General features: G+C 51.5%; 14 protein-coding genes. 5 read left to right on the forward strand and 9 right to left on the reverse strand.

The genetic code is table 11. The features are described 5' to 3' along the window. The first annotated feature begins 133 nt into the window (after window positions 1–133). Both JJB07_RS09735 and JJB07_RS09740 read left to right on the forward strand, forming a co-directional pair. A complete protein-coding gene (locus tag JJB07_RS09735) occupies window positions 134–7,345 on the forward strand; it encodes a DNRLRE domain-containing protein (RefSeq protein ID WP_201634263.1) in 7,212 nt (2,403 codons plus the stop codon). 101 nt (window positions 7,346–7,446) lie between these two features. After that, complete coding sequence (locus JJB07_RS09740; protein WP_201634265.1) at window positions 7,447–7,764, forward strand: hypothetical protein; 318 nt, start codon at window positions 7,447–7,449, stop codon at window positions 7,762–7,764. A 94-nt stretch (window positions 7,765–7,858) separates the two neighbouring features. Here JJB07_RS09740 and JJB07_RS09745 read toward each other — a convergent pair whose 3' ends face one another. Then, window positions 7,859–8,539, reverse strand: coding sequence for a hypothetical protein (locus tag JJB07_RS09745; RefSeq protein WP_201634266.1), 681 nt, complete (start codon window positions 8,537–8,539; stop codon window positions 7,859–7,861). Window positions 8,540–9,109: 570 nt separating this feature from the next. Between JJB07_RS09745 and JJB07_RS09750 the strand changes: the two genes are divergently transcribed. The 3 genes from JJB07_RS09750 (at window position 9,110) to JJB07_RS09760 (ending at window position 10,609) form a co-directional block, all read left to right on the forward strand. Further along, entirely contained in the window at window positions 9,110–9,580 is a 471-nt protein-coding gene (locus JJB07_RS09750; protein WP_201634269.1) for a hypothetical protein, read from the forward strand. Window positions 9,581–9,583: 3 nt separating this feature from the next. Continuing rightward, complete coding sequence (locus JJB07_RS09755) at window positions 9,584–9,982, forward strand: hypothetical protein (protein ID WP_201634271.1); 399 nt, start codon at window positions 9,584–9,586, stop codon at window positions 9,980–9,982. 276 nt (window positions 9,983–10,258) lie between these two features. After that, entirely contained in the window at window positions 10,259–10,609 is a 351-nt protein-coding gene (locus tag JJB07_RS09760) for a hypothetical protein (RefSeq protein WP_201634273.1), read from the forward strand. A gap of 46 nt (window positions 10,610–10,655) precedes the next feature. Here the strand turns inward: JJB07_RS09760 and hisIE are convergent, their stop codons facing one another. Genes hisIE through hisZ form a run of 8 tightly spaced genes read right to left on the reverse strand, consistent with a single transcriptional unit; the run spans window position 10,656 to window position 17,232 of the window. Next, complete coding sequence (gene hisIE / locus JJB07_RS09765) at window positions 10,656–11,318, reverse strand: bifunctional phosphoribosyl-AMP cyclohydrolase/phosphoribosyl-ATP diphosphatase HisIE (RefSeq protein ID WP_201634275.1); 663 nt, start codon at window positions 11,316–11,318, stop codon at window positions 10,656–10,658. Beyond that, window positions 11,315–12,079 carry an imidazole glycerol phosphate synthase subunit HisF gene (hisF, locus tag JJB07_RS09770; protein WP_201634278.1) on the reverse strand — a complete coding sequence of 255 codons (765 nt, stop codon included), beginning with the start codon at window positions 12,077–12,079 and terminating at the stop codon, window positions 11,315–11,317. Before hisF ends, hisIE begins: the two co-directional genes overlap by 4 nt. Further along, window positions 12,073–12,822: a 1-(5-phosphoribosyl)-5-[(5-phosphoribosylamino)methylideneamino]imidazole-4-carboxamide isomerase gene (gene hisA / locus JJB07_RS09775; protein ID WP_201634281.1), complete on the reverse strand. Its 750-nt coding sequence runs from the start codon at window positions 12,820–12,822 to the stop codon at window positions 12,073–12,075. Before hisA ends, hisF begins: the two co-directional genes overlap by 7 nt. After that, window positions 12,819–13,439 carry an imidazole glycerol phosphate synthase subunit HisH gene (gene hisH / locus JJB07_RS09780; protein WP_201634284.1) on the reverse strand — a complete coding sequence of 207 codons (621 nt, stop codon included), beginning with the start codon at window positions 13,437–13,439 and terminating at the stop codon, window positions 12,819–12,821. The genes hisA and hisH overlap by 4 nt, the downstream gene beginning before the upstream one ends. A gap of 3 nt (window positions 13,440–13,442) precedes the next feature. Beyond that, window positions 13,443–14,033 (reverse strand): imidazoleglycerol-phosphate dehydratase HisB, encoded by a 591-nt coding sequence (hisB, locus tag JJB07_RS09785; protein ID WP_201634287.1) that lies wholly within the window; start codon window positions 14,031–14,033, stop codon window positions 13,443–13,445. A 2-nt stretch (window positions 14,034–14,035) separates the two neighbouring features. Further along, window positions 14,036–15,316 (reverse strand): histidinol dehydrogenase, encoded by a 1,281-nt coding sequence (gene hisD, locus JJB07_RS09790; protein WP_201634527.1) that lies wholly within the window; start codon window positions 15,314–15,316, stop codon window positions 14,036–14,038. Then, a complete protein-coding gene (gene hisG / locus JJB07_RS09795; RefSeq protein WP_201634290.1) occupies window positions 15,316–15,963 on the reverse strand; it encodes an ATP phosphoribosyltransferase in 648 nt (215 codons plus the stop codon). Before hisG ends, hisD begins: the two co-directional genes overlap by 1 nt. A 27-nt stretch (window positions 15,964–15,990) precedes the next feature. Next, on the reverse strand, window positions 15,991–17,232 hold the full coding sequence (gene hisZ / locus JJB07_RS09800; protein ID WP_201634293.1) for an ATP phosphoribosyltransferase regulatory subunit: 1,242 nt from the start codon (window positions 17,230–17,232) through the stop codon (window positions 15,991–15,993). Between the last annotated feature and the right edge of the window lie 147 nt (window positions 17,233–17,379).

Raw genomic sequence — 17,379 nt, forward strand, 5'->3', positions numbered from 1 at the left:
TTACATAGGAGATAATCCCCTTGGAACACCTCCATATTTTTGTAAGTTAGACCAGTTATTTTGAATATCGAAACAAAAAAAGAGGTGGTATTATGTAAACTGATATACAGTAGATATACAGGAGGAAAACCGTTTGATTCATCCAATGTTCAGGAAATTAACAACCCTGTTCGTCGTTTTTGCCGTGATTTCCACCACTGTGTCAACACCGATTCAAGCTGATGAAATTCCGATACACCCTGTTGATACGTTATCAGGTGGTACGACGACAGCCACTCATCAACCGACCAACGCCTCCGCTACCGATTTATCTGAATTGGCAAAACAGAACAACACATCAACTCTGAATAAAACTCAGACGACCACATCCTCCAGTCAGACGGTAGATCAAAATTCTGAAGCTGTTCATCTACCGTCGGAACCCTCTCCAAATTCAATCAGCAAGATTATGATTGTGTCCACACCCACCAAACCCTCAGTTGCTGCAGTTCATGCAGCCATCCAAACTGCAACTGAGCCAACTGACAACGTCAAAACAACTGCAAAAGTTACGAGCACTTCCGTTTCTGCTGACACCACTGCTATTTTACACGCTATGAGTAGCACGTCAAAAACTACCGAGACCACTTCGTCAAACATCTCTGAAACGGCTGTCACTACTCCGGTCACGCAATCGGCCACCAGCACAGTGACTGCGGTTGGTACAGCTACAGAGAAACGTGAGGTTGCCTCATTCACTTCTCAATCTGAGACAACCGCCATAACTGCACCTGAGCCCTCTAACACGATTGGTGATGATCAAGAAAGCTCCATGCCAACTGATTCATCAAAGCCCATCACGACGCCGATGTCTCAATCCTCAACCTACACGGTTATGGAAACTGAGCCTTCCAAAACTGTGAGTACAGTAAAAGAGAACACCAAACTTGATGCGTCTGCTACTCTTCCGACTACCCAATCACAGACCGTCACGACTCCGGCGACGAATGACAACCTTGACACGCACCACGTGGAACCGTACACGGATTCAACTTCCAAAACTGTACATGTCATTGATTCGGAAACCAACCTCAACACGAACAAAACGACGGAGACTCGCACCGTTCAAGAAACGAAACAAACTACTGGGCATGAGATTGAAAAACTCCGTACTCGCAACACGAAGACATTCGAAAACTCCGACGGTACCTACACCCAACGGGTCTACCTCGATCCGATTCATTACCAAGACCAGGCTACTGGGAATTGGAAGGAGATCGACTCTTCTCTAGAAGTGAGAAACGACGGCACGTATCATAATAAATCCAACAACTTTGACGTCTCACTTCCAGACAAGTCCAAAGGCGGACAGACTCAGTTTTCCGCCAACGGAGCCTCCGTTACTTTCCAACCCGTTTTTACAGACGAAGTAAACGGCACTCTTTCAAAAAACAACAAACTGACCTTCACAGATGCCACGAAAGATACCGATCTCTCGTATGAAATTACGCCCACCAGCTTAAAGGAATCCTTGACCCTGAAAAAAGCTCCGGGCACCAATACGTTCACATTCAACTTGAACCTTAATGGTTTGAACTACAAAGAACAACCGGACGGTACAGTGGCCATTTTCAAAGGACATTCGTCCGACCCGAGCTTCTTCCTCGATAAACCGTTTATGTACGACGCAAACGACCAATTGTCCAATGGAGTTACTTACAAATTCCGTAAGGACGCTCAAGGGAATCAATTGCTCGACTTGATCGCTGACCCCGCTTGGCTGCAAGATCCTAAACGCCTGTATCCGGTCGTAATCGACCCGAGTTTCTCGACAACCAGCACGCAGTACTTCAACTCTATGGTCGCATCGCAATTTCCGAATGGATACGATGAAAACAACGTGACGTTTGACAAATACCAAACTATGTTGATAGGATCCAGTGTTAACAAAGGGACGACCCGTCCGCTTCTTAAATTCATTCTGCCCGGACTCCCAACAGGGGCGGTGATCACAAACGCCACCCTGAACTTGGATAACGTGGGCTACCAATCAGACCTCAATCCGCAGCAAACCCCAACCATCGAAGTTCATCGTGTCACTTCGTATTGGGATTCGCACGCGGTATCTTGGAATAACCAACCTTCGATCGGAGGAGTGGATGGCAGCTATCTTGTCACCAATCAAAGTATTCCATATCCGTGGACGATCCCGGTCACCAGTCTAGTTCAAGATTGGTACAACGGCGTTCAACCCAATTACGGCGTCGAACTTCGATATAAAAATGAAACGGACGTCGTCCGCAGTTTCCTCGCAGCCGCTGACACGGAAGATCCAAACGATCACCCGTTTCTCTCCATTTCGTTTACCATCGACGGCAAAGGTGATGAACCGTACTGGACCCTTGACGGTCCCGTCAACATGGGCAATATGAATCTGGTTCTTCCTGTGACTGATATCAACTACCCGGGACAACAGACTCCGGTCTCTTTTACCCGCACTTATAACAGCCGATCCAAAGCGTCCGGTGTTCTGGGGTACGGATGGAGCACCCCGATGGATATGCGTCTGTACGCTCCGACTACTGGCGTGGCCCGCCTCGTAGGCAGCACCGGGACAACGTACTACTTCTCTCAGGACATCAACGGCAACTACACGTCTCCAGACGGGCTTTATTTGAAATTGAATGTATCGGGCTCCACGGCCACTCTCACGACCGCGGACAAGTCCGTTTTTACATTTAACCAAGTTCCAAATTCAAGCATCCGACAGTTTGAATTGTCCAAAGCAACTGATATCGCCGGAAACGGTCTCACCTACGGGTACAACGCACAAAACCAAGTAACAAGTATATCCGATGGTGCGAACCACGCTATCACGCTTTCGTATAATTCAAACGGGCTTATTGAATCAGCAACCGACCCGTCAACCCGTGTTTGGTACTACGGATATGATAGCAACCTCAACCTGTTTAAAGTCACCTTGCCCTACAGCGACCCGAATGGGCGTTTGATCACGTACAGCTACGACAACAATCACAACTTGACTTCGATGAAGACCCCAGACGGACGTATCTCCTATGTAAATTACACAACTGATCCTGGTGATCCGACAAGTTTCCGTCTGACCTCCATCAACCCGACAAACATCATAGCAAACGGAAATTTCGAAGTCTCCTCTGGCGGAAACAACCTGCCTGACCACTTCGCTTTTTACGAAGGTTATGACAACGGCACCATCAACAAACCAACCGTACTCCCGTTTGATCTAACTGCTTTTAAACTGGATACGGACGCGTACAAAAACCCTTCGTTCTACAGCGTCTATACGTCGGATCAGTACACAGTAAACAAAAACGCAACATCCTATACGTTGAGTGGCTATATCAAAGCCATTCAAAACTCCGGTACTCAGACTACGGTGCTCTCCCTGCTTGCGTACGATGCGAACCACAATGTGATCCAAGAAGTGCAAGCGGCTCGTATAGCGGTCACCGGTTCTACAACCAACAACGGAACCATCTCTGACTGGCAACGAAAATCGATCACCTTCGCACCTTCCGCCCTGCCCGCCAATACGGTATACGTCAGTGTCCGTTTAGCCGCAAGTAGCTCCAGCGGTTCAGGCAGCAGTTGGTGGGACGGAATCCAACTGGAAGAAAGCAACTCTGCAAGCCGATTCATCTCCGGTGACCAGTACACGAACTGGCCTCCGACACTACAAACCGCCCACTACGACGCGGAAGGCCGTAAAACCCTCTACACCTACAACAGCGATCAAAACCTGAATCAAACACAAGTCGACCCGGATAATACCAACCTGAAGAGGATCAACGATTGGGCATCGAACCAAATGACCTCGACGAAGGATCCCAACGGGAACACTTGGACCTACCAGTACGATCCGGTCACCGGGAAGCTTTCCTACTCCAAAGATGGTAACGGCGGCACAGAAACATTCACGTATAATAACAATGCCGATACCTTGACCCATAAGACTGTGACCGGCACGACACTCGCGTACACGTACGACATCTTGAAAAACGTCTTGACAGCACACAACGAGTCCGGGACCAGCACTTCTCAAATCCACGATGCACGCGGCCGTTTGACCAGTGCAACCAATGCTGTCGGTATGGCCGATAATCTCTTGGAAAACAGTTCTTTTGAACAAGGATTAAACGGTTTTATCTTCAACAAAGGAGTCAACGGGACCTGGGGGCTTGACACCACAGCGGCGTCTGTCGGGAATCGCGATTTCAAAATCAACTTCGCTGCTGCAAGCCCGTCAGCTTCCACATCTGTCACCTCCGACCCCGCCTTGGTGATCGTGCCTTCATCCGCTTATCTGTTGGCGGGAGATATTAAGAGCGTGTCCCAGACAGGTACGCAAAAAACAGTCCTGTCTGTTCTTGCCTACAACTCTGCAAATGTAGAAATTGGTGAGGTAGGAAAACTTGAAGTTGATGGAACGACCGAATGGCGCCATGTTCGCACACAGATCGTTCCGACCGACCTTCCTGTCGGCACCTCTACGTTGCGGTTGAAAATGTACGGCGCCAACGACAACGGAATCGGTACCTCGTACTTCGATGCGGTACAACTTCAACAGTACGGCGTCGATACGGAGTACAATCTCACGGACAATTCGAGCTTTGAACTTCCAAACAGCACAGCTACCTTCCCGATGGATTGGAGCCCCTCTGACTCGGGCACATCGAAATGGGAGAACTCAGGCTATACGGGAAATCATGCTGCCTCCATTACCAATGCGACAACGATGACCGGGATTCGTTCCACCACGTTCCAACCCTACAATTCCACACTTTCGTACACTTTGACTACCTTGGTCAAAACGACGAATTTGAGTGGGAATGTTGGGAGAATTCGAATTGGCGAGTATGACGCAAACTACAACCAAATCGGCGTTGTAGATTCGAATACACTCGGTGGAACCACCGATTGGACGATGCTAACCGCACTACTTGGTGCCGGCCAAGCAACTCCGGGGACGACCTATATCCGACCCGTTCTCGTCACAGATAACGCAACAGGCACTGTCTATTTTGACAACGTGCGTCTGGTTTCTGGAAGCGTAGGTACTACAAAGTATTCCTATGCAAACGGCAAAGACCTGTCCTCGACAACGGACCAAATGAACCACACGACAGCTTACGAGTACGACAACCAGGGCAACGTCACGAAAGAAACAGATGCAAACAACAATGCCACCGTCCGCACGTACGACCCATTCACGGGTCAACTGGCTACCCTCACAACGGCAAACCAAGATGTGACGACTTTCTATCAATACGACAAGGACGGACATGTCACATTTCTGTATGACAAAACTCCGAACCAGGTCACAACGTACAATACTACGGGGATCACCTACAATTCCCGCGGTCAAAAAGCGAACGTCACCGATGGTCTGAGCCGTGTGACCGACACCTACTACACACCGAACGGTTTGCTGGAATCGATCTATACTCCGACTGGTGCATATGTGGCAGGAACGTTACCGTCCACCAAATCGACTGTCTCGTATGCGTATAACTCAGCCAACCAACTCACGGACAAGTATCTTGGCAGCATCGACCGTTACCATTTCACCTATGACAAAAACGGCAATATACTTTCCATCTATGACAGTGTCTCGAAGATCACGTATACAGCCTTATACGACGCTGACAATCGTCTGTACAAATGGTCTGATGGACAAGGAACCCTCACCTACGACCTCACGAGTTCCGGCATGATCAAAGGGCGGTCCTTGACGCTCCCTAGTGTTGCAACTCCGTACAGTGAAAGCCTGACATTCAATGTCTTAGATCAATTAATGAACCTCAAAGACATCAACAAGTTGGACAACCGGGTCCTCTATGGAGAAAATGGCAACCTCTCCATGCTGCGCTATGGAAATAACATCGTTGAATCGATTGACTATGACGATGCCGGTCACATTGTGCAGGTGCAAAACACATCCAGCACAGGCGCGATCCTTTCCACATTCAAGTATGAATACTTCGAAAACGGGTGGCTCAAATCGAGTACGAGCAACAGCGGCAAAACCTCGTACACGTATACCAAAGACGGTCAACTTCTCACCGAGACGAGTCCATCCGGTATCGTCACCTCGTACAGTTACATCTACGATGCAACGAAAAACCCGTACGGCCAAATGTCACAGCGGCAAGTCAAGAAGACCGACGGCACGACTACAACGACTACGTACACTTATGACAAGGGCAATCAACTCCTGCAAGCGGGGTCGATCTCCTATTCCTACGACAACGCCGGGAATGTAACGAAAAATGGGATTTACACGTACACTTGGGACGATGCCGGTCGTATGATTCAATCCGTCAACACGCAAACAGGCGAAGTCGCGACCTATTTGTACGACAATTTGGACCGACGTGTACAAGAAACAGTCGGCAACAAGACCACCAAGTTTCTGTACGATGGTAACAGTGATCACGTATTAGCCGAATTCGAAAACTCCGTCATGACAAAGTACTACACATGGGGGCCGCTCGGATTGCTCGGCATCACGACCTATGATACCAATGGTGCTCATCCGTACTATGTTGTGAAAAATGCTCGTGGCGACATCGTGGAACTGCGCAATGCAACCGGCGCATTGGTTTACACGTACACGTATGACGCCTGGGGCGCGTTGGTCAACAGCACGGATCTGACAAACGTCAATCCGTACAGATACGCTGACTATCGCTACGACTCCCACGATGGCTTGTACTACCTGATGTCTCGTTATTATGACCCGTCTGTCGGTAGATTTCTAAGCAAGGACGCAGCGTATGCAAAATCCAGCTACGCCTATGCCGGATACAATCCGAACAATTATGTCGATCCTACTGGTTTCCATCAAGAGGAAACCGGTTATGGCGGCGGTGGGTCCTGGCTTGCTATCTTCATGCGCACCGCGACCCCTGTCGCGGTAAAAGGAATGGAATTCCTATATTCAGAGGAACGCTTACAAGAAATCGGCGATGCTATGCATGAGGAGTCCGTTTTGGCAGAAACAGCCAACAAAGAAATAACAACTCTCAGCCAACTCGCGCAAAGAGCAACTCCAGAGACGATGATTAAAAGTTTGGAAAAAAACAGTGGTTGGGAGAAGTCGATCGAACCTGGCGGAAAGGTAAGTGGACCTGCTACGATCTTTACAAACACCAACACAGGTTACAAATTCCGCATCCATGCAAACCCAATGGAAGGAAAGAACCCCTACTTCCGTGCTCAGAATAAAGGTGGGGGTTACTTGGATGAAAACGGACTATTCCCATCCAACGCCACAAAACAAGAATTGCGAGACCTTACCCATTTCAACTATAATCTTCCGTAGGTGATCCTATGATACTCGCCCATTCACTGCAAGAACTGAACGAGAGTGAACTCGACTTTACGGACTGTGTAATCGAGGAGGTTCGATGGGAGAACAGTTTGTTGGATTTGACGCTCACCCTCGAATACATCTGGGATACGCAGCCGAAGCGGCTGAATGTGAGCTTTCAAAATTGCTGGCAAGCGGATTTCCAACGAAACGTTTCGTTGCTGAATCATGTCTCCGAGCCGCTTGATCCTGCGAACTCGTGGAGTTGGTATACTATCGTGAGCTTTCGTGCCCACTACGAAGGTAGCTTCCACCTCGGCACACGTGAGCTGCCTATCGCACGTGTTCAAATCTTCACGACAGACTTTGAATCACCGTGGCTGACAATCTCCTGTCAGGAAGTGCTGGTTGAAGAACTGCAAATAACGTAACTCCCGAAAAACCCTGTGCCCATCACAACAAAATGGACACAGGGTTTTTAAATATAGGCAGAGTGGAAAAATAAGGTAATAGCGGTCGCGCGCCTTAGTGAACCCCCGGACTTAGAGAGAAGATCAGTTTTTTCATCCTGTCCGTGAGCGGAGTTCTAAAATGAGGGACGTAGAAAACCTTTTCCCTATGCGGGTCTTCTCCATGTCGATAAGGTAATTCGCCGTACAAAAAGTTTGTAACCTGGCAGACTGATTCGTTCAGGTCCAAACGAATGTGGTCGGGCGGACTGTCGGTTTCAATCCGTTCCATAAACGTCATGTGTATGACGTTCCACTCCTCAGCTTTTTGCTTCCATCCAAGATAGAAATAATTCTCGTATACGCAATCCTCATAGGTTGCCATCCCAATTCCTGACGTCTCTCCCCCCTTTGGGTCCCAGAGGAGAACAGGTTGTGGCGAGTATTTTTGAATTTCATTTGCTACCAGAAGTACGTCACATTTTAACAGGGCAAACAAAGCAAACTTGCGGCCTTGGTTCTTTACGATTCTGCTTACACAGCGTTCAATCCAAGCTATCGTGCCAAAGGAGTCAAGTGATTCCCAGGTCACTCGTTTCTGATTCGGCAACCAATGATGCAAATGAGCGACCCCGAGTAGATCGATTTGCAAGTCGACATTATTTGGGTCTTCGAAGAGTTTGACCAGCGCATGTTGAACAGGTATGTGTTTGTTGTTTTTATGCAGTCTTTTGTGCAATTGTGTTAGTTTGTCCATGGTTCAATGCCCCTTTGAACCAGTTTTTGCAGGATTTCTGTAAGGTATCCACTCTTTGGGAGAAGGAGGCGGGGCTAATGGTTTTTAGATCTGTACGAATGACTCCCTGTGAATTTGATCGTGGGAATTCGCTTCATGACTACAATCTAAGCCGAGTGCTGTATGTGTCGCACGTCATGAAGAAAGTAGCGAATCGGATATGAAGGACTTGTCTGAGTACATTTTTGTGGACTGCGTGCTTTTGGATTTTTCGATGAGCAAAGCTGAAGATGAAATGTCCCTGCTCGTGGAGGCATACTATCCTCTGATCTTAACGGAAAGCGTTCGTACTTTTGGTGCGGCTCCGTTTTGAAGGAATGATTGAGGTTTCCATCAAGATGCATCCCGCCTTCCATGAGGATTTGCAAAGACCGGATGACTACAAGTCTAATGAAGTCTACTTTGCTCAAATCACACCTCATGATAGAGGGATTGCGTTTGAACTAGAGTCCGACTATCTAAAAATGAGTGCTGTTGCAAGGGACTATCAACTGTTTCGCTTGGACGAATAACCCTTGAGGAGGAATTGCTTTGCCAGATTTATCATTAGCGGCTCTATTTATTCAAAATAAGGGTGAGCCAATTGATTTTGATGGTTCTCCCATCCATATGAGCTACCGTTTCCAAGTGGTTCATGGTCAAACAATCGATATTGAACTTCGAAGTTCCAACAGTACATTACGTCAAGGATTCCGTATGAATCTCGCAAATAAGAAAAGCTATTTCGTAGTGAATGAACAACAAATCCACTCCCTCGTGATCTGGTTTGACACGGCACCACCTTCTTTTTCTGTAGTGTGTTTTCCTTACAAGGGCGAGGACACAATCTCTATGTGGAACGTATGGCAACATCACTCTCAAAGAGAATCTGATTGTAATGCCTGGGTAGGGAATGCCGGAATGCGGGTCGAGGAACAACCCGATCATACGCTTGTCTTCTCGTGCAGTGACGGGGCTGGAGAGATTGATTTTGATAACTTCGTGTTCGTCATTTGGAGGTGAGCTATGAAACAGTATCTTGAACAGATGATCGTTGGTAAAAAGTTGACAGCCTTTCGAGAAGAAGAAGGTCAACTGCCCGAATTCGTTTTCGAAGATACCTCGATCTTTATCTTCGGACACTGGCGAATTCTCAATGAGGAGGGGATCGTCACTGGGAGTGATACCCGACCCGAAAACAAATTGAAATGGCTTACAGTCTCAAAAGTGATCGGCAGTCAATGTGATTCTGCTGATGTAGATGAACGAACTATGGATCTCACCTTATCGCTCTCTTCTAGCTGTTGTCTTCACATTTGCGCGTTTTCTTATGAGTACGAGGTCTATAACATTATTCATGAAGATGGAAGCATGTTGATCGGAGGACCCAGCGATTCTTGGAGTGCATTTGGGCCTAGAGATTAAAATTAACGAGATAGCTTTATATTAAGTTCGGAAATAACTTTTGGTGCCTGTCCTCACATCAGTGCCACTTGATATGCCCTCTTAATGTAGAAACAGGAACTTCCCCCTAGGTGATTCGAAGCCAACCTTGGGGGCATTTTTTTAGCAATCCAGGGAGCTTCGTCCTACAAAACAAAGTATCTACGATCTCGACAATGGACCAAGTACTGGATAGCAACCGAAGCGGCTGGAGAGATTGATTTTGGTAACTTCGTGTTCGTCATTTGGAGGTGAGCTATGATATTCGCCTGTGCTCACAAACTAGAAAATCATACGATATTGAAACTCACTCCCGTCTACGTCGATGGCGAACTTGATTTTTGGAACCTTGAGACTGATTCATACTCGATTGGGTTCTTTAACCCGTTGTATTTTGGGAGTGAAAAAATTCGGATCGAGCATGTCCCTTTTCTGCTCGGGAAAAAAATCACGAAAGCGACTTACAAAGAGAAGGAACACCTCAAACTCCTGTTGGAGAATCAGTCTTTTCTGCTGCTTTCAGTCAGACCTGAGGACTTTCATGGTCCTGAGGCAGCGGAGTGTAACTTCAAATCAGGGGAGATCGTCATTTTCGATCAGGACGAATAACAAAAAAACACCGTGTCCCGCTCAACTGGGGCACGGTGTTTTTTCGTTACTTCTGCTTGTTCTGAATGTCTTTCTTGGAATGCCTCGCTTCGAGGAGCTTCAGCACTTCGTCGAACGACAGCTTCTGCTCTTGCAACAGCACGAACAGGTGGTAGATCACGTCGCCCACTTCGGCGGTCAGTTCTTCGCGGTCGCCTTTCATGGCGGCGATGACGACTTCGGTGGATTCTTCGCCGACTTTTTTGAGGATTTTTTCGAGACCTTTTTCGAAGAGGTAGGTGGTGTAGGCTCCCTCGGGTCGCTCGGCGTCGCGCTGGGCGATCGTCGTCAGCAGTTCGTCGAGGATCGCATAGCGGTGCGGCGTGCGGGACACTTCGTCTCCGTACGCTTTTTCAAAAAAGCAGCTGTACGCGCCCGTGTGGCACGCAGCTCCTGCTTGGTTCACTTCGGCGAGCAACGTGTCGCGGTCACAGTCATACGAGAGGCGGACGACTTGCTGGAAGTGGCCGGAGGTTGCGCCTTTGTTCCAGAATTCTTGGCGGGAACGCGACCAGAACCAGGTGGTGCCCGTTTCCAAGGTCTTCAGCACCGACTCGTGGTTCATGTACGCGAGCATCAGCACTTCGCGGCTTTGCACGTCTTGGACGACGCACGGCAGGAGGCCTTGGTCGTCGAATTTCAGGGTTTCGACCCAACTTGTGTCTGTCATCGGATGCTCACCCCGCGTTCTTTGAGATACTTTTTCACTTCGGTGACGGTCGTTTCTTTGAAGTGGAAAATCGAAGCGGCCAGTGCGGCGTCCGCTTTGCCTTGCTCGGAGAATACGTCGTAGAAGTGCGACTTCTCCCCGGCTCCCCCCGAAGCGATGACCGGGATGCGAACCGATTCGGAGACGCGGCGGGTGAAGTCGAGGTCGAAGCCGTTTTTCTGGCCGTCTTGGTCGAAGGAGGTCAGGAGAATTTCGCCGGCTCCTGCCTCTTCGCAGTCGCGCGCCCATTTGATCGCCGACATGCCGGTGGAGACTTTGCCTGCGTTGATCATGACTTCCCAGTCTTGCATCTCGACGTTCCACTTGCCGTCGATAGCGACGACGATGCATTGGGAGCCGTAGCGTTTCGCGCCGTCTGTGATCAGTTGCGGGTTCTTGACGGCGGCGGTGTTCATCGAGACTTTGTCGGCACCGGCGAGGAGGAGTTCGCGGATGTCGTCGACCGTTTTGACGCCGCCGCCGACGGTGAACGGGATGAACACTTGGTCGGCGGTGCGGCGCACGATGTCGAGCATCGTAGCGCGGCCTTCGTTGGTCGCGGTGATGTCGAGGAGGACGAGTTCATCGGCCCCCTGCTCTTCGTAGATTTTCGCGAGCTCCACCGGGTCGCCGGCGTCTCGTTCGTTGGTGAGGAACGAGACGTTTTTCACGACGCGGCCGTTTTTGATGTCAAAGCAAGGGATGATGCGTTTGGTTAACATGAGGCAATGGCCTCCTCAACTTCGCGAATCGCATCGGCGAGTTCGATGTTTCCGTTGTAAATCGCTTTGCCGATGATCGAGCCGATGACGCCCTTGCCTTTGAACTTGGCAAGTTCGAGGAGGTCGTTGGTTTCTTTGATCCCGCCCGAGGCGATGACGCCGAGGCCGGTTTTTTCCGCCATTTCGACGATGGCGGGGATGTTCGGCCCCGTGAGCGTGCCGTCTCGCGAAATGTCGGTAAAAATGACGCGGGTCGCCCCCGCGCCCTTCAACTCGCGACCGAGGTCGATCGCCGTGATCGCCGACGTCTCCAGCCAGCCGTTGACCGCCACCATGCCGTCCTTGGCATCGATTCCGATCGCGATTTTTTCCCCGTACTCTTTCAAAGCAGCCCGTACAAACTCCGGTTCATTCACCGCCGCCGTGCCCAAAATCGCTCGCGCAACCCCCAGCGAGAACAACGCTTCCAACGTCTCGCCGTTGCGAATTCCGCCGCCGACTTGCACCGGCAGCCCGGTCGCTTTTACAATCGCTTCTATAACAGGGCGGTTCTGCTGCGAACCTTCCTTCGCGCCGTCGAGATCGACGACGTGCAGGAACTTCGCACCCGCTTCTTTGAATCGAACTGCGACCGAAGCCGGGTCGTTGTCGTATACGGTCATCTGGTCGTAGTCGCCCTTGTACAGACGAACCGCTTGTCCATTTCTCAAATCAATCGCCGGATACAGCAAAAACTCACTCATGCCCGCACTCCTTCCCGAACCATCCCAACAAAGTTGCCTAACAAAGTCAGACCCACACGGCTCGATTTCTCCGGATGGAACTGGATGCCGAATACGTTGTCCAGACCCACGATGCCCGGCACTTCGCCGTAGTAGTCGGTCGAAGCAAGCAAGACTCCGCGGTCTGCCGGCTCGACGACCAGCGAATGCACCCAGTACACGTAGTCGCCCGCTTCCACACCTTGAAGCAACGGGCTCGTTTGGTGCAAGGTCAGATCATTCCACCCGATGTGCGGAATCTTGAAGTCCCCTTGAAAACGGCGCACATGCCCCGGAATCAGATTCAGCCCAAGGTTCAGCCCATGCTCCTCACTCGACGTGAACAACAACTGCATCCCCAGACAAATTCCGAGAAACGGCGTCCCCGCTTGTACAACGTCCTCAATCGCTTCCACAAAACCCTGTTCCCGCAAGTTTTCCATCGCTTCGCCAAACGCGCCAACGCCCGGCAGAATCACACCGTCCGCTTGGCGAACCACGTTCGGATCGGCGGTGACGACAACGTCAGCACCGAGGGACTCCAGCGCTTTTTCCACAGAGCGCAGGTTGCCCATGCCATAGTCGATGATCGCGATCATGGCTTAGAGAACCCCCTTGGTGGACAGCACGCCGCGAACGTTCGGATCGCGATAGACCGCTTCGGAGAGCGCACCGCCGAACGCTTTGAACACGCCCTCGATCATGTGGTGCGTATTCGTGCCATAATGCACGTTGATATGCAGAGTCACACCCGCATTGCCCACGAACGCATGGAAAAACTCCTCCACCAACTCCGTGTTGAACGTGCCGACATACTCCTTCGGAAACTCGGCGTTGAACACGAGATAGGAACGGCCCGAGATGTCGAGCGTCACTTGCGCCAACGCTTCGTCCATCGGGGTGAAGCGGTTGCCGTAGCGTTTGATCCCCGCTTTGTCACCCACCGCTTGCTTGAACGCTTGACCCAAGCAGATGCCGATGTCTTCCACCGTGTGGTGGTCGTCGATGTCGATGTCGCCCTGCGCGTTGAGGTTCAGGTCGAACCCGCCGTGCTTGGCAAACAGGTCGAGCATGTGACGCAGGAACGGAACCGGGATGTTCAAGTCCCGTTGGCCCGTTCCGTCGAGGTTGAGGGTCAATTCAATTTGCGTTTCGGTGGTGTCGCGTTTGATCTCTCCGATGCGTGCAGTCATGGCTAGTTGCGGCCTCCTTCTTTTTCCAAGCGAATCCGAATCGCGTTGGCATGCGCTTGCAGCCCTTCCGATTCGGCGAGGGTGATGATTTTATCTCCGTGGTTGAACAGCGCTTGCTTGCCGTACTGGATGACGGAGGATTTTTTCACAAAGTCATCGACGTTGAGCGGCGAGGAAAAACGCGCCGTCCCCGACGTCGGCAACACGTGGTTCGGCCCTGCAAAATAATCGCCGACCGGCTCCGAGCTGTAGCGGCCGAGGAAGATCGCACCTGCATTCTCGATGCGTCCGAGGTACGAATTCGCGTCTTCGATCATCAACTCCAAGTGCTCCGGTGCGAGTCGATTCGAGAGCGCGATGGCTTCGTCGAGGTTTTTCGTGACGACGATGGAACCGTAGTTGCGCAGGGACTCCTCGGCGATTTCTCGGCGGGGGAGTTTTTCCAACTGTTCGGCGAGCGATTTGGCGACAAGGCCTGCCAAGTCTGCAGACGGTGTGACGCAGATCGCGGCGGCCATCGGGTCGTGTTCCGCTTGGGAGAGCATGTCGGCCGCGACGTAATCGGGATCGGCGCTGTCGTCTGCGATGACGAGAATCTCCGAAGGCCCCGCAATCATGTCAATCGCCACTTGGCCAAAAACGGCCTGCTTCGCCAGCGCGACATAGATGTTGCCCGGGCCGACGATTTTGTCCACGGCTCCGATCGTTTCGGTTCCGTATGCCAAAGCGCCGACCGCTTGTGCCCCGCCGATGCGATACGCTTCGGTGATGCCCAGTTCTTTGATCGCGACGAGCACGCCGGGGTTCAAATTGCCTTCCCGATCCGGCGGCGTCACCAGCACGATTTGCGGAACGCCCGCCACTTGCGCGGGGATGACGTTCATCAGCACAGACGACGGATAGGCGGCACGACCGCCCGGTACATAAACGCCCACTCGTTTGAGCGGTCGGATGATCTGACCGAGCACAGAACCTTCCTCGTCCGGAAGCATCCAAGACGGGCGTTTCTGCGCTTCGTGGTACCGACGAATGTTCGCGATGGCTGCACGCAGCGCTTCGAGAAACTCCTCGGTCACTTGCGAGTAGGCTTCTTGGTACAGAGCCTCCGGAATTCGGAAGTCATCCAATTCGACGCCGTCAAAACGCGCCGTATACGACCGCACCGCTGCGTCACCCTCGCTTTGAACGTTCGCGAGGATCTCCTTGACGGTTGTGCGTTCCATTTCGTAGACGTCCGCCTCTTCGCGTTTGAGGGAGAAGTCCTCCGCTTTGACTACTTGAATCATAGAGATGCCTCCTTCTGTTCCACAACGCCCCGCACCAAGCGGACAAATTCATCGATCACGCCACTTTTCAAACGGAACGAGCTGCGATTGGCGACCAACCGGGTCGAGATGTCGAGGATGTCCTCTTGGACGACGAGACCGTTTTCCTTGAGCGTGCGTCCCGTTTCCACCACGTCGACGATGCGTTCAGCAAGTCCGATCAACGGAGCCAATTCGACAGACCCGTTCAGGAAAATGACCTCCACCTGTTGCCCGCGGCCTCTGAAATACTCCGTGGCAATGCGCGGGTACTTCGATGCGATTCGCGGCATCGAAGTGTGCGGTTCCGTGTTCGGGAGCCCTGCGACCGACATCTTGCACTTGCCGATGCCGAGGTCGAGCAGTTCGTACAGGTCGCGGTCCGCTTCGACGAGCACGTCTTTGCCCACGATGCCGAGGTCGGCCACGCCGTACTCGACGTAGGTCGGCACGTCCACCGGTTTGGCGAGGATGAAGTCGATCTCCCCGTTCGGTGTGTTCAGAATCAGTTTGCGCGACGACTCGATGTCTTCCGGCACCGGAATGCCAGCTTCGCGCAAGATTTTCAATGTCGAGTCCATGATGCGCCCTTTGGAGAGGGCGACCGTGATCCCTTGAATCGTCATATCTATCGCCCCTTCCATGGCGTTTTTTTAGATGGAGAACATGTGGCTGAAATCGGTGAACATCGCTTGGACGAGTTTGTCTTTGGAGATCAGCTTGCCGTTTTTGAAGACGATCGGTGTGAAATACTTCGCACGCGGCTGGGCTGCCGTTGCGACCGGGTCTTCACAACGTTGGGCTGTGACGATGAATTGCTTGGAACGCAAGAACACGGCAAATCCGATCACCGGATAGCGGTCCGCTTCATCGTAGTACACGAGAAAATGTTCCTTGGTCGTGCCCGGCAGTTCCTTCTCCAACACTTCGAGTACGCGTTCGACCCCGATCATGAAGCCTGTTGCAGCAGCCGCACGCCCGAATTTGCCAAGCAGTTCATCGTAGCGACCACCCGAGCAGACCGGGAAGCCGATGTTCGGTGCATAGCCTTCAAATACGGCACCGGAGTAGTAATGCTGACCGAGCAACAAGCCGAGGTCGAGTTGCAGATAATTCTCCACGTTGTGCAGGACGAGCACTTTCCAGATCGTCTCCAAGTTGTCGAGGGCGGCGAGTGCTTTTTCGTTCTGTGTGAGTTGGCGTGCTTGTTCCAAAATTTCCACATTGCCCCGCAGACGCGGGACGGTGAGAAGCACGGTGCGAGATTCATCGTCTGCGATCTCGGCGTTGACGGTGCGTTCGTAGGAGACGAAGTCTTTCTGCGCGAGGGCGACAGACAGACGAGCTCGGACGTGTTCGTCTGCCACGTGCTCGGTGAACAGACCTTCGAGATACGCGACTTGCCCGATGGCGATGCGAAAGCCGTTCACGCCGGCCGCCGTCAGTGCGGTGCAAGCAAGTGCGATGACTTCTGCGTCTGCATCGGGCGACGCATCCCCGATCAGTTCAACACCCGATTGAGTGAACTCGGCATCTCGTCCGGCGTTGTTCTCTTGCTGGCGGAAAATCGATGCGTTGTACGAAAGGCGGATCGGCAGCGGGTGTTCCTTCAATAGAGAAGACACCACGCGGGCAATCGGCGCCGTCATGTCCGGGCGCAGGACGACAGTTTTGCCGGAGCGCTCGATGAACTTGAACATCTGGTCTTCGTCCTCACGGTACGCCCCGTTTAAAAAGGTCTCTGCATATTCGAACGTCGGAGTCGTGATCTCCTCGAAGCCCCAACGGGTAAAGACTTTGGCAATCTGCTTCTCCACTTCGCGCTTACGAGCCGCCAGAGGAGGCAAAACATCGCGCACACCGCGCGGTTTTTCAAACAAAATCGGTTTCTGCATAGTTGGTTTCCGCTCCCGACGCTTTAGTCTGCTAATATACTAAAGGATTTCTATTTGTATCCTACCATGAGGATACCGCAACGGTCAACGAAAAGAAAACAGCCACGACCCACACAGGCCGTGACTGTTTTCGTTAAGTTAGGAACA

This window comes from Tumebacillus amylolyticus (assembly GCF_016722965.1).
GTDB lineage: Bacteria > Bacillota > Bacilli > Tumebacillales > Tumebacillaceae > Tumebacillus > Tumebacillus amylolyticus.

Coding starts and splice junctions, on each gene's coding strand:
- hisG (WP_201634290.1), bottom strand. CDS start 15,963: ATGACGATTCAAGGGATCACGGTCGCCCTCTCCAAAGGGCGCATCATG.
- hisF (WP_201634278.1), bottom strand. CDS start 12,079: ATGTTAACCAAACGCATCATCCCTTGCTTTGACATCAAAAACGGCCGC.
- JJB07_RS09760 (WP_201634273.1), top strand. CDS start 10,259: ATGATATTCGCCTGTGCTCACAAACTAGAAAATCATACGATATTGAAA.
- hisB (WP_201634287.1), bottom strand. CDS start 14,033: ATGACTGCACGCATCGGAGAGATCAAACGCGACACCACCGAAACGCAA.
- hisH (WP_201634284.1), bottom strand. CDS start 13,439: ATGATCGCGATCATCGACTATGGCATGGGCAACCTGCGCTCTGTGGAA.
- JJB07_RS09745 (WP_201634266.1), bottom strand. CDS start 8,539: ATGGACAAACTAACACAATTGCACAAAAGACTGCATAAAAACAACAAA.
- JJB07_RS09755 (WP_201634271.1), top strand. CDS start 9,584: ATGAAACAGTATCTTGAACAGATGATCGTTGGTAAAAAGTTGACAGCC.
- hisA (WP_201634281.1), bottom strand. CDS start 12,822: ATGAGTGAGTTTTTGCTGTATCCGGCGATTGATTTGAGAAATGGACAA.
- hisZ (WP_201634293.1), bottom strand. CDS start 17,232: ATGCAGAAACCGATTTTGTTTGAAAAACCGCGCGGTGTGCGCGATGTT.
- hisIE (WP_201634275.1), bottom strand. CDS start 11,318: ATGACAGACACAAGTTGGGTCGAAACCCTGAAATTCGACGACCAAGGC.